Origin of the sequence: Bradyrhizobium sp. HKCCYLS1011, from assembly GCF_051167795.1 — a bacterium.
Taxonomy (GTDB): Bacteria; Pseudomonadota; Alphaproteobacteria; order Rhizobiales; family Xanthobacteraceae; genus Bradyrhizobium.
Genome location: NZ_JBNPTT010000014.1, coordinates 163,546 through 176,446 on the forward strand (window position 1 = coordinate 163,546; position 12,901 = coordinate 176,446).

The 12,901-nt window shown below is 65.4% G+C and carries 9 protein-coding genes and 1 pseudogene; 5 read left to right on the forward strand and 5 right to left on the reverse strand.

The window, feature by feature from the left end:
* Nucleotides 1-2: 2 nt before the first annotated feature.
* Complete coding sequence (gene metA, locus ACQR1W_RS36180) at nt 3-1,001, forward strand: homoserine O-succinyltransferase MetA (protein WP_434855241.1); 999 nt, start codon at nt 3-5, stop codon at nt 999-1,001.
* A 43-nt stretch (nt 1,002-1,044) separates the two neighbouring features.
* Here the strand turns inward: metA and putA are convergent, their stop codons facing one another.
* A complete protein-coding gene (gene putA / locus ACQR1W_RS36185) occupies nt 1,045-4,134 on the reverse strand; it encodes a bifunctional proline dehydrogenase/L-glutamate gamma-semialdehyde dehydrogenase PutA (RefSeq protein ID WP_434855242.1) in 3,090 nt (1,029 codons plus the stop codon).
* Between the two features lie 153 nt (nt 4,135-4,287).
* On the opposite strand from putA, the gene ACQR1W_RS36190 reads away from it, so the two are divergent.
* The 3 genes from ACQR1W_RS36190 (at nt 4,288) to ACQR1W_RS36200 (ending at nt 6,754) form a co-directional block, all read left to right on the forward strand.
* The gene (locus ACQR1W_RS36190; RefSeq protein ID WP_434855243.1) at nt 4,288-5,538 is read left to right on the forward strand and encodes a DUF763 domain-containing protein; all 1,251 of its coding nucleotides are present in this window, start codon (nt 4,288-4,290) and stop codon (nt 5,536-5,538) included.
* Between the two features lie 3 nt (nt 5,539-5,541).
* Complete coding sequence (locus ACQR1W_RS36195) at nt 5,542-6,015, forward strand: NUDIX domain-containing protein (RefSeq protein WP_434855244.1); 474 nt, start codon at nt 5,542-5,544, stop codon at nt 6,013-6,015.
* 262 nt (nt 6,016-6,277) lie between these two features.
* Entirely contained in the window at nt 6,278-6,754 is a 477-nt protein-coding gene (locus tag ACQR1W_RS36200; protein WP_434855245.1) for a hypothetical protein, read from the forward strand.
* Between the two features lie 58 nt (nt 6,755-6,812).
* On the opposite strand, the gene ACQR1W_RS36205 is transcribed toward ACQR1W_RS36200, so the two are convergent.
* The 4 genes from ACQR1W_RS36205 to ACQR1W_RS36220 all read right to left on the reverse strand — a co-directional run bounded on the left by ACQR1W_RS36205 (nt 6,813) and on the right by ACQR1W_RS36220 (nt 11,652).
* Nucleotides 6,813-8,510 (reverse strand): methyl-accepting chemotaxis protein, encoded by a 1,698-nt coding sequence (locus ACQR1W_RS36205; protein ID WP_434855246.1) that lies wholly within the window; start codon nt 8,508-8,510, stop codon nt 6,813-6,815.
* A 443-nt stretch (nt 8,511-8,953) separates the two neighbouring features.
* Entirely contained in the window at nt 8,954-9,601 is a 648-nt protein-coding gene (locus ACQR1W_RS36210) for a flavin reductase family protein (protein WP_434855247.1), read from the reverse strand.
* Between the two features lie 168 nt (nt 9,602-9,769).
* On the reverse strand, nt 9,770-10,969 hold the full coding sequence (locus tag ACQR1W_RS36215; protein WP_434855248.1) for an MFS transporter: 1,200 nt from the start codon (nt 10,967-10,969) through the stop codon (nt 9,770-9,772).
* Nucleotides 10,970-11,169: 200 nt separating this feature from the next.
* Nucleotides 11,170-11,652, reverse strand: a complete 483-nt coding sequence (locus ACQR1W_RS36220; RefSeq protein ID WP_434855249.1) for a hypothetical protein — start codon at nt 11,650-11,652, stop codon at nt 11,170-11,172.
* A 402-nt stretch (nt 11,653-12,054) separates the two neighbouring features.
* On the opposite strand from ACQR1W_RS36220, the pseudogene ACQR1W_RS36225 reads away from it, so the two are divergent.
* Nucleotides 12,055-12,826: pseudogene (locus tag ACQR1W_RS36225) on the forward strand (SDR family NAD(P)-dependent oxidoreductase).
* Nucleotides 12,827-12,901 lie beyond the last annotated feature (75 nt).

Genomic DNA, 12,901 nt, shown 5'->3' on the forward strand with positions numbered 1-12,901 from the left:
CAATGCTGCTGTTCGACAGCAATCGGCCGATCGCAAGCCCCGCGCTGGCTCCGAACGAGCCCGAGCGCGACAGCAGGCAGACCGAGCAGATCGAGCTGGCGATCGGCCTCGTCAACAACATGCCGGACGGCGCGCTGAAAGCGACCGAGCGGCAATTTGCAAGGCTGCTTGGGACGGCCGCGCCGCCGCACGTGCGGATCCGGTTCCATTGCTTCTCGTTGCCTTCGATCAGCCGCTCGCCGGCCGCGCAGACCCATGTCGCGCGAACTTACGCTGATATTGCCGAGCTGCGCCGCCTGTCGCTGGACGGGCTGATCGTGACCGGCGCCGAGCCGATCGCGGAAGACCTGCATGATGAGCCCTATTGGCCGGAGCTCACGGCCCTCATCGATTGGGCGACGACCAACACGCGTTCGACGATCTGGTCCTGCCTTGCCGCCCACGCGGCCGTGCTGCATATCGACGGCATCGCGCGACGGCGGCTCAGCGGCAAATGTTCCGGCATCTATGATTGCGCCAAAGTGGCCGACGACCAGATGACGCGCAACATCCGCAGGCCGCTCAAGGTCTCACACTCGCGTTTCAACACGGTGGATGAGCAGGATCTGGCCAGCCGCGGCTACCAAATCCTGACGCGGTCGAACGACGTCGGCGTCGACATCTTCACCCGTGATCTGCCAAGCCGATTCGTCTTCTTCCAGGGCCATCCTGAATACGACGCATTGTCGCTGCAGCGGGAATATATGCGCGACATCGCGCGTTACCTTTCGGGCGAACGCAACGAATATCCAAAAATTCCGGTCTCCTATTTCGACCCGCAAACGGAGGATGTCCTGCGCCGCTTCGAGGTGCGGGCCACGCAGAGACGCGATCCCACGCTCGCGGCCGAACTGCCGGGACTCCGGCTGCGGCCGGACCTCGCCGCGGGCGCCGCCGCCACCCTCCTGTTCAGCAACTGGGTCGGAGGCCTTGCGCGATCCGCGGCGACGAGCCAGGCGTAAAGCGCCGGGCGGTCCGTCACACCACACTCGCTGGATTTAAGCGTCAACGATCACCGAGCGAAGCCAGCGCGGCATTGCCGCCCGCAGCCGCCGTGTTGATGGTGAGCGTCTGCTCGGTGGCAAAGCGCGCGAGGTAATGCGGGCCGCCGGCCTTCGGCCCTGTGCCTGACAGCCCGCAGCCGCCAAACGGTTGCACACCGACGACGGCCCCGATCATGTTGCGGTTGACATAGATGTTGCCGATCGGCAGCTGCGAGACCTTCCCGACCATGTCGCCGATGCGCGAATGCAGTCCGAAGGTGAGGCCATATCCTGACCGCTTGATCGCTCCGAGCATGTCATCCAATTGATCGGCGCGATAGCGCACCACATGCAACACCGGGCCGAACACCTCCTTGTCGAGATCCTCGACGCGTCGCAGCTCGAACACGTGCGGCGCGACGAATGAGCCGGGCGATGGCGCCACGCCCGCGTAATGCACGCGCGCCGTTGTCTTCATGCGCGCAATATGCTCATCGAGCCGCGCCTTGGCTTCGGCATCGATCACTGGCCCGATATGGGTGGCGACATCGCGGGGATCGCCGATCGCAAGCTCGCGCGCGGCGCCTGCGACCATCTCGATGACGGCATCGGCGACATCATCCTGCACGCAGAGCAGCCGCAGCGCCGAGCAGCGCTGGCCGGCGGAACGAAAGGCAGAGGTCAGCACATCATCGGCGACCTGCTCGGGCAGCGCGGTGGAATCGACCAGCATCGCGTTGATGCCGCCGGTCTCCGCGATCAGCGGCAGGATCGGCCCGGGCCGGTTGGCGAGCGCGATGTTGATCGCACGCGCGGTGTCGTAGGAGCCGGTGAACACGACGCCTGAAATCGCGGAGTGCGCGACCAGATGCGCGCCGATCGCGCCATCGCCGGGGACGAATTGCAGCGCGCCCGGAGCGATACCGGCCTCGTGCATGATCCGCACCGTCTCGGCTGCGATCAGCGGCGTCTGTTCGGCCGGCTTCGCCACGACGGCATTGCCGGCCATCAGCCCGGCTGCGATCTGCCCAATGAAGATCGCGAGCGGGAAATTCCACGGCGAGATCGCGACGAATACGCCGCGCGGCCGGAGCCGCAGCGCATTGCCCTCGCCGGTCGGCCCGGGCAGATCGAGCTCCGCACTGAACAGCGTCTCGCCTTCGGCCGCATAGTAGCGACAGAAATCGACCGCTTCGCGGACTTCGGCAATCGCATCATCAAGGGTCTTGCCCGCCTCGACCGCGAGCAGATGGATCAGCCGGGCACGCCGCGCTTCGATCAGATCGGCCGTTCGCCGCAGCGCCCGTGCGCGCTGATCCGCTGAGATCGCGGCCCAGGCCGTGAAGCCCGAGGCCGCGGCTACAACGGCGCGATCGGCAATGGTGAGATCGGCGTCCACCACGGTTCCCGCGACCACGGCCGGATCGAACGGGCTCATCACAGGGCGCGTCGCGCCGCTCTCGCTCCGTCCACCAATGATCGGCGCTGCGCTCGCAGGCATGCCGGCGCGCGCGATCTCGGCGCGCAGGGCCATCAGCGAAGCGTGATGGCCGAGCTCGACCCCTTGCGAATTCCGGCGCGGCGCCCCGTAGAGATCGCGCGGGCGCGCAATGGTCGGATGGCGCGCGGCCTCAGGCTTACCGATGATCTCGGCCTCGCTCATCACCAGTTGGTCGATCGGAATATCCGGATCGGCGGCGACCGAGACGAACGATGAGTTGGCGCCGTTCTCGAGCAGCCGGCGCACCAGATAGGCCAGGAGATCGCGATGCTTGCCGACCGGCGCGTAGGTGCGGCAGGCGATCGCCGGATAAAGCTCGCGCAAGGTCGCATAAAGCGCTTCGCCCATGCCGTGCAGCCGCTGGAACTCATAGCCCGCGCTGCCGCCGGCAGCGTGGACGATATGAGCGACGGTCATCGCATTGTGGGTCGCGAATTGCGGGAAGATGCGCGCGCGCATCGCAAGCATCTGGCGCGCACAGGCGAGATAGTTCAGGTCGGTCATCGCCTTGCGGGTGAACACCGGATAGTCGTCAAGCCCGCGCTCCTGCGCGCGCTTGATCTCGGTGTCCCAATAGGCGCCCTTCACCAGCCGCACCATGAAACGCCGTCCATGAGCTTCGGCAAGATCCGCGATAAAACTGATCACCTTTTCGGCGCGCTTCTGATAGGACTGGATCGCCAGCCCAAAGCCGTCCCAGCCTGCAAGCGACGGATCGGCAATCACGCGCGCGATCACCGCCATCGAGAGATCGAGCCGGTCGGCCTCCTCGGCATCGACAGTGAAATTCAGGTCGAACGACTTGGCGTGGCGGGCAAGCTCGATCACGACGGGCACGAGCTCGCGCAGCACGCGCTCGCGCGACATCTCCTCATAGCGCGGATGCAAGGCCGACAGCTTCACGGAGATGCCCGGCCGGTCGGGCAGCGCGGCGTTGCCAGCCGCCTGCCCGATGGCCGCGATCGCAGCGGCATAAGAACGCCGATAACGTTCGGCATCGGCGGCGGTGCGGGCGCCCTCGCCGAGCATGTCGAAAGAATAGCGGAACAGCCGGCCGCTGCCGGAATTGGCGCGATCGAGCGCCTGCTCAATCGTCTCGCCGAGCACGAAATGGCTGCCGAGCAGCCGCATCGCCTGGCGCGCCGCGGTGCGCACGGTCGGCAGGCCGAGCCGCCGCGCCAGATTGGCGACCACGCTCTCCGGCGTCTCGCCCGGCGCGATCACACGCGCGGCAAGCCCGAGCGCCCAGGCGGAGGCCGCGACCAGCGGCGTATGCGACTTCACCTCATGATGCAGGAAATCGCTGCGCCCGAGCTTGTCCTCGATCAGGCGATCAGCCGTGGCATCGCCCGGCACCCGCAGCAGCGCCTCGGCCAGCACCATCAGTGCCAGGCCTTCGTCGGTCGAGAGCGCATATTCCTGCAGGAAATCGTCGATGCCGCCGAAACGTGACGCCTTGGCGCGGATACCCTCGATCAGCCGCCGCGCGGTGGCCTTGACCTGCGGGAGATCGGACGAATCCTGCGCACGGAGCAGCCGGTCGGCGATGGCGACGTCGTCCTCCGCGTAAGCTGGCGAAAAGACCGGTCCGGCGACAGGCGCTATGTCCATTCATAAGCTCCGATGCACACCTATAGAGTTAGGCGAGTCGGAACCGGATTTCGATAGGCCGCGTGTCGATCGCTTCCGTTCAGCGCAAATTTGTTGCGGCCCGACGCACCTGCTCTGATAGATTGTGCCTCTGCAACGCTTCGCAGGGACACCATGGCCAGACGCACCGGCAGTGCCGATCTTCCGCTTCATTCCGGGCGCGTGCCCGCCTGGCTCGGCACCAGGATGACCTCGCTCGGCGCCATCATCACCCAGGCTATCGTGCACCATTACGGGCGCGACGAATTCCTGGCCCGGCTGTCGCATCCGTTCTGGTTCCAATCCTTCGGCGCCGTGATGGGCATGGACTGGCACTCCTCCGGCATCACCACCAGCGTGATTGGCGCCCTGAAGCGCGGGCTGACGCCGCTGCAAAGCGAGCTCGGCATTTACGTCTGCGGCGGCCGCGGCGAGCATTCGCGCAAGACGCCGGACGAGCTGACGCGCTTGAGCGAACGCCTCGGCCTCGACGGCGAAGGCCTGGTCCGCACCAGCCGGCTGGTGGCGAAGGTGGACAGCGCCGCGGTGCAGGACGGCTTCGACCTCTATTTGCACGGCTTCTTCCTGACCAGCGACGGCAAATGGTGCGTCGTGCAGCAGGGCATGAATGGCGACGCCCGCCAGGCCCGCCGCTACCACTGGCACTCGGAAGCGCTGAAGAGCTTCGTCGATGCGCCGCACAGCGCCATCGACGGACCGAGCCAGGGCGAGATCGTCAACCTCACCGACCACCGTGCCGAACCATCCCGCACCGCTCAGCTCGACCTGCTCGCCGATCTCGGACCCGACCGCATCGTCAGCGAATTCGAGCGGGCGAGCACGAAGCCGCCGGCGCAAGGGGTGCTGCCGCATCTGGTGATGCCGGCGCATCACGACGTTCGCCCGAAGGACGTGTTCGCACGCCGCCTGCACGGCACGCTTGCGGCCGCTGCCGAGCGCGGGCCGCTCGATTTCCCCGAGCTGTTGCTAACGCCCGGCGTCGGCGCCCGGACCGTGCGCTCGCTGGCGATGGTCGCCGAGGTCGTGCACGGCGCGCCTTACCGCTTCGCCGATCCCGCGCGGTTCTCGCTCGCCCATGGCGGCAAGGACCGCCATCCCTATCCGGTGCCGATCAAGGTCTATGACGAGACCATCCGCGTGCTGAAATCAGCGGTCGGAAACGCCAAGCTCGGCCGCGACGAGACGCTCGGTGCGCTCAAGCGCCTTGACGACCAGGCGCGCCGGCTCGAGCGCAGCGCGACCGGCCCCAGACTCGATGCCTTCATCGCCACCGAGCGCGCCGCCTCGCCCGATCTCGACGGCCGTTCGGTGTTCGGCTGGGAGCGCGACCTCGTCGGCAACCTCCCCAAACAGAAGCAGCGCTAGCCGATGCCGGTCCGCAGCGCGGGCGTGCTCGCTTTTCGCACGACCTCCGACACCGTCGAGGTGCTGCTGGTGCATCCCGGCGGGCCTTTCTGGCGCCACAAGGATCTCGGCGCCTGGTCGATTCCGAAGGGCGAATATGATGCCAGTGAGCCGGCCGAGATTGCGGCCCGGCGCGAATTCGCCGAGGAACTCGGGGTTCCGCTCACCGCTCCGCTGCTTCCGCTCGGCGAGATCAAGCAGCGCGGCGGCAAGATCGTGATCGCTTTCGCGGCCGAGATCGACCTCGATGCCACAGCGATCCGAAGCAACAGCTTCGAGATCGAATGGCCGCCACGCAGCGGCCACATGCAAAGCTTTCCTGAGATTGATCGCGCGGCGTGGTTCAGCCTCGCCGAGGCAAGCAAGCATATCAATCCTTCACAAGCGGTGCTGCTCGACCGCCTGGCCGAGATCTGTCGCAAAGCCGACGAGTCTTGACGCTTGCCTCATGACAAGCGCGTGACGCGGCACCTACATGCGCGCCGCGATCAGTTCCGGATTGCGAGACCGCCCGTAACTACACGCCGCTGCAACGGACCACGCTGTGACTTTTTCGCGCACTCGCGCGACATTGTCCGATTTTTTCTCGCAACGAAATTCACTTCGCCGGGGATCGCGACTATATCGGCCGGGTTGCCTGCGTCGGAGCCTCAAGCCTGCCGCAACCGCATCAAGCGACTGAGCCAGGATCGTGTTACAGGTGAAATTCGAGAGGATTGATCAGATCGATCGCATCGATCTGACATTCGTGCCATCCAGCCTCAGCAAGCAATGCAGGTCGCTGATCGAGAGCTATCATCGCGTCCACGGCTACGCCGGATTACCTGATCTGTTGTGGAAGTCCGGGCTCGGGCCCTTCATCGAAAGCCAGCGCGATCTGCGGCAGCTGTTGAAACGCGCCTCGATGTCACGCAGCGCGAAACGCGCCAATGAAGGCTTCGTGCGGATCGCAACCACGATCCTGGCGCTCGAGATCCTGGCCTCGAGTTTCGCCGGCTGGGCCGGTCTCCATCCTGAGGCCGCGCTGATCGCGCGCACGCTGCTGCAGCCCTCGGCGAGCCATCAGCAGCTGCCGCTGATGGCGTTCTACCTCTATCCGCAGCAAACGGTCGTGCCGAACGCGCTTGCGACCCTGGCGCCTCCGCTTGATGCCGACGATGAAGACCGCGCGCACTGACATGCGCGCGGCTTAATCGGATTGACCTGTCAAATAGTCGGCAGTGCCCCGGGCGGATTTAGGCCGCCCGGACATTGCCAAGGAAGTTCCCGGTCTCGCGCTTGAGCTGATCGGATTGCGAGCCGAGCTGGCCGGCGGCGCTGAGCACCTGCGCAGCCGCCGCGCCGACCTGGCTGGAGGCCTCGCGCACGCCGACGATGTGCTTCATCACACCCTGGGTGCCCTCGGCGGCCTGCTGAACGCTGCGCGCGATCTCCTTGGTCGCCGCCCCCTGCTCCTCGACCGCCGCGGCGATCGCTTCGGTGATCTCGTTCATCTGGCCGATGGTGGCGCCGATCTCGCGGATCGCGGTGACGGTCGAGCCGGTCGCATCGCGGATGGCCTCGATCTGGCTGGTGATATCTTCGGTCGCCTTGGCGGTCTGCGCCGACAGCGCCTTGACCTCGTTGGCGACCACCGCGAAGCCCTTGCCAGCCTCGCCTGCGCGCGCCGATTCGATGGTCGCATTGAGCGCGAGCAGGTTGGTCTGGCCGGCGATGGTCTGGATCAGCGCCATCACCTCGCCGATCTTCTGGGTGGCATGCACTAGCTTCTCGACCATGGCTTCCGTGCGCGTGGCCTGGCCGACCGCGTTCTGGGCGATCGACGAGGACTGGGTGACCTGCCGGGCGATCTCCTGGATCGATGACGACAGCTGCTCGGCCGAGGCCGACACGGTCTGCACGTTCTTGGCGGTCTGCTCGGCGGCGGCGGCCACGTTCGCGCTCTGGGTCGTGGTCCCCTCGACGATGCTCGACATTGACGAGGCCGAGCTTTGCAGCTCGCCGGCAGCGCTCGCGGTACCCTGGATGACGCCGCCAATCGAGCGCTCGAACTGGTCGGCGATGCGGGCCAGCACCGCGCGCCGCTCCTCGGCCGCCTGCGTCTTGCCCTGCTCCTGCTCGGCACGCAGCCGTTCGCTTTCGGCAAGATGGTCCTTGAACACCTGCAGGCTGCGCGCCATCCGCCCGATCTCGTTCTTGCGGTCGACGAACGGGACATCGAAGGCGAGATTGCCTTTGCACAATTCGTCCATCGCCTCGCAGGTCTTGCTGAGCGGATCGACCAGGCCGCGCCCGAGCCAGAACGCGATGACGCCCGCGATCACCAGCCCAGCCAAGCCGCCAAGGCCGGCCCACATCGCGCGCTCATAGACGACTGCGTCGACGTCGTTGATGTAGACGCCGGCCTGCAGCGCCAGCATCTTGTCGCCGCTGCCATAGGCCCCGACATAGGACAGCTTGGGCAGTTCGCCCCCGCCGCCCGAACGCGGCGCCATGTATTCGACGTAGCCGCCGCCGGCGCGCGCGGTGCGCACGATGTCCTGGATCAGCAGCTTGCCGGTGTTGTCCTTGAAGTCCCAACGATTGACGTTGATGTATTTCGGATTGGCGTGGACATAGGTGACGCCGGCGTCCGACGGGCCGGTGCCATAGACGCCGAGATAATCGGCATATTGCCCCCAGCGCATGGCGCCGATCGCAGCAAAAGCCAACTGGCGCGCGCGCTCCGGCTCGAGCCGGCCCGCCTTGGCATCGGCATCATAGGAACTCAAAATCTTGGTCGCGGACTCCACGAGGTTGCGCACCATGGTCCGCCGCTCCTCCAGCACGGAGTCCCGGAGCAACAGGATCTGCATGGCGGAGACGGCAAAGAGGGTGATCGACAGCACCGCAATGATCGTGGCCAGGCGCTGATAGACGGTGAGATGTCGCATTTATCTGATCCGGCTTCCCGTTTCGTGCAGGCCGCAACCCTATCAACTTGAAATTAATAGAGTGCTATTTGCAGATACCTCAGGTGCAACTATTAAAATCCCACTTAATTCGGTGCAGGTAATGCACCGGATCGGTATACGACACACCGTGGATTTCGCCGTCGATCGCGGGTTCCCTGCGCGGAACGATCTGTCAAAAGCTGGATCTCTCCTCACCCGCGACTGCGATCGCGGTCGGAGCCTTGCGAGTGCCACGCCGCGACCAACGCCGCTACTGTCGCGACGCGATCCGAGCCCGAGCGTTGCCAATCTATTAACTTTTTTGATAGCGGAAGGCGCCGCGAAGACCGCGCGGCGTCCCGCACCGACTCCCGTGCGAAAAAGAATGCACGGGGCGAAACCACAGGCTCAGCCGACCCGGGCTCCGCGTCCCGGCAGCCCGCTCAAATCTCCGCCCTGAAAGTCCGTCCTAGATCGCGTGCGTCGCCGAAATAGTGCCGGAATACGTAGTACAGCGGATTCCATTTCTGCGTATCGATGTGATTCGTTCCCGGCACTACGATACCGCGATGGGCGTGGACGCGGACAACCTCGCACTCGATGATCAAAGCCTTCTGCGGCGTGGAGCCGAGATCGACCTTGTCACCATGGATGGCAACAAGCCTGGCTTCGAACTGCAACGGACATTCGGAGATGCGCGGCGCCCGCACGCGCTCCGATGATACGGCAGTAAATCCACCAGCCGCGAATTTATCGCCCATGTAGCTGTAACCCATCGCGTGCTTGAAGGCCGGCACCGGATCACGACCGGTGCCGCGCGCGATCTTCTCGACTTTCGGCCACAACTCGGCGGAGGCAAAATTGAGTGTGCATTCCCGCTCACGTCGCAGATTCGCAGCACCGTGGCCGGCCGTCGAGAGACCGAGCACCACGCATGAACCCAGCGCCCAGGCCGACGACATCGGCGTGATATTCGATGTCCCGTCCTCGTTCCTGGTCACGACGAGAACGACAGGCGTTCCGAAATAGAGCACGGACGGCGAAATCGTCAAATGGTCGTCCGGCAGGTCCATAACACTGGAGGCGGTCACGACAAATCTCCCATATTTGGTTGTCGAGACCTGACCTAGCCGATCCGAGCGCAGCGACGCTTCGTCACCAGTCGAAGTATGCCAACAACCACCGCCCTCCGCGGAGGCGGAGACCCTTCATCAAACGAGCGGCTTGACGCCGCCGTCGCGATGCAAGGGAAAGGGAAATCAGGTCGCCGCGACGGCGGCACTGCCTGGTCGTCGCCGGCGCAACAAGAGCAGCATGCCGAGCGCGGCGCAGGAGCAAGCGAGCACCAGTGCCAGCAGCGCGTTGCTGCCGTAGCGCGTGAGCAGCGCGACCAGGATCGGCGCGGACATGGCGGAAAGCAGGTTGAGCGGCAAGGCGATGCGTGCGCTGGCCTTGGCGAACTCCGCCTTGTCGTAGAACACCAGCGGCATGGTGGCGCGCGCCACCGCCAGCGCGCCGCTGCCGAGACCATAGAGCAGAATGAACGTGGCTGCGGCGACATAGGAGCCACCGCTCACCATCAACAGCAGCATCGCGACCGGCAGTGCCAGACCGGCCACCAGAGCGGTGGTGATGCCGTCCCAACGGCCGCCGCCGAGGAAGTCCACCGCGCGGGCACTGACCTGGATCACGCCCAGCATCGCGCCAAAGCTGATCGCCTCCGAGGCTGTCAGTCCCTCCGCCTTGAGCAGCTCGATCAGCACCGCGCTGAGGCCGAACGCCACAAAGGCATTGAGACCGATCGCAGCAACCAGCAGATAAAACGTGCTCCGGGCCGGTGCAGCTGTGGGCGCCGCCGTCGATCCGCCGGCCGCTCCCATGGCATGCTCCTTGCGTCGTGGCGGCAGGGCGAAGGCGTAGAGCGGAAGCGAGACCAGCAGCAGCAGAGCCGCATAGACGAGGCAGGTGCTGCGCCAACCAAGCATGCCGGCAAGATAGGCGGTGGTCGGCCAGAAGATGCTGCTGGAGAGGCCGGTGACCAGCATCAGTGCGCCGATCGCGCCCGTGGCGTTCTGGCCTGCGATCTCGTTGAGCACGATGTAGGCGGCCGTCGACAGCGTGGCGCTTCCCGCCAACCCGAGCAGGAGCCAGGCTGCGTAATAACTGACCGGCCCTTGCGCGACCGACAACAGCACGAAACCGGGCGCTGCAATCACCGTCCCTGCCATCATGACGCGCCGGGCGCCATAGCGCACGAACGGCTGCGCCAACAGCGGCGAGCACAGACCCATGGCGAGATAGAGCACGGAGGTGCTGCCAAACACCGCGGTCAGGTCCATGTCCAGATCGGCGGCCATCTGGCGACCGAGCACGGCAGGAAGGCTCAGCGTCCCCCAACCGATGAGCTGGGTGACGGCGAGAACGACGAGCGCAATGAGGAGTTTACGATCGGCGAGCAAGAGGCATTCCAAGAATCGACGCGCCAAGAATCGACGCGCCAAGAATCGACGCGAGCGGCGCAACTGGCATCGCACCATTCGAGACCGCCATATTTGCCCTGGATCTGCAACGTCTTCAACGCCCAACCCGGCAAACGCGGCCCGCGTTTGCTGCATGAGTTGGGGCGCTCACAGCACTGCGGGCTTTTATCAGGCGGCCGTCAGCGTTGGCCTGTCGGGCAGCTCTTACGGGTCTCCTTCAAGAGCGTGCGCATCTTCTCGAAATACGTTGCATCATCCTCGGCCGTCATGTCGAAGCAGACATATTCCATATGCGGCCTGATCTCCTGCGCGAAACTGCGCCGCCACTCTTCATGATCGTAGACCGACAGGATCTCGTCATAGGCAAACAGCATATGGGCGACGAAGTTCTTGTAACGGACGAATTGCAGCCGATCGGCGCGCAGCGCCTTCATGTCAGGCTCGACGAGCTCCGGATTCCTCAAAGCGGACTCGCTGTAGGACATGTAGACCTGACGCGCCGTCGTCTCCCTGGTGTTCTGCCGGATCAGGTTGATCTGAAAGGACACGGCGGCAAAACCGAGCACGCCGACGGCGGCGGAGATGATCTGCGCCCAATTGGATTGCGGCCGCTTGGGCTTTTCTTGCGGGCTGGGTGTCGGACTGGGGGTCGTACTCGTCATGGCGCCATCCTAAGCTCATCGACCTTAAGAATGTCGTGACGGCCGCTCCATGGGCCGAAGCGTCGCCGACACCGTGCAGGAACCTCGCCTGCCGCGGCCGGTTGACGCCCCGACGGAGCTCGGGAACAAGCCATGCCCGCCTATAACATCTTCCGCCGCGGCATCCTGAAGGGAACGGCGGCGATGACCGCGTTTGCGGTCATCAACCAGACTATCGCGCAGTCCGCTGCGCCCGGCAGGTCCGACTCCGGCCCGCGGGAGTTGCGTGGACAGCCGGTGCCGGAGCCGCCGGAGGGCAAGAGCGCAGGACCGATCCGGCCCGACCGCGGCTCCGCGCTGTCGGGCAAGGTCGCCGTCGTGACCGGTGCGGCGCGCGGCATCGGTCGCGCCATCGCGGTGGAGATGGCGGCCAACGGCGCCGACGTGGTGGCGCTGGATATCGCGGGGCCGGTATCGACGGCGTCAAACGCGGTACCTGCGACGCCTGAGGATCTCACCGAGACCGTGCGGCAGATCATGGCCTATGGACGGCGCGGCGAAAGCATTCGGGCCGATATCCGCGACATCGCCGCGCTTCGCGCGGCGGCCGATCATGTCGAGCAGACCTATGGCAAGATCGACATCGTGGTCGCGGATGCCGCGATCCAGCGCTGGAAGCCGCTGCTCGAGATGGAAGATTCCGACTGGCGCGACGTGATCGACAACAATCTCAACGGCACCGCGAACACCATCCGCGCCTTTGCGCCGAAGATGGTGGCGCGCAATCAGGGCCGCATCATCGTGCTGGCGTCGATGCAAGCACGGCACCAAGGACGGCTCGAGCTACGCCGCCTCGAAATGGGGCATTCTCGGCTTGATGAAATCGGCCGCGCTGGAGTTTGGGCAATATAACATCACGGTCAACGCGCTGATCCCCGGCCAGGTCGACACGCCGCTGACCCGCTACGACAAGCGGTTCAGCGAAGCGATCGGCGAGACCGGCAGGCAGGCGCCCGAGCATCCCTCGCCGCAGCAGGCCTGGGACGCCCGCGCGGCGACCGTCGCGCTCAAGGTCGGGTGGCTGCAGCCGGACGACATCTCGCCCGCCGCCGTATTCCTCACCTCCGATGCAGCGGCGGTGGTGACCGGCGCGGAATATGAGTTCACCGGCGGCGACAGTGCGAAGAATGTGTGAGCTGGATGGTCGTCACTCGTGCGCTCTACGGAGAGTTCACCTCGGCTCGAATGACACAACAAGCTTGCCCCGCTC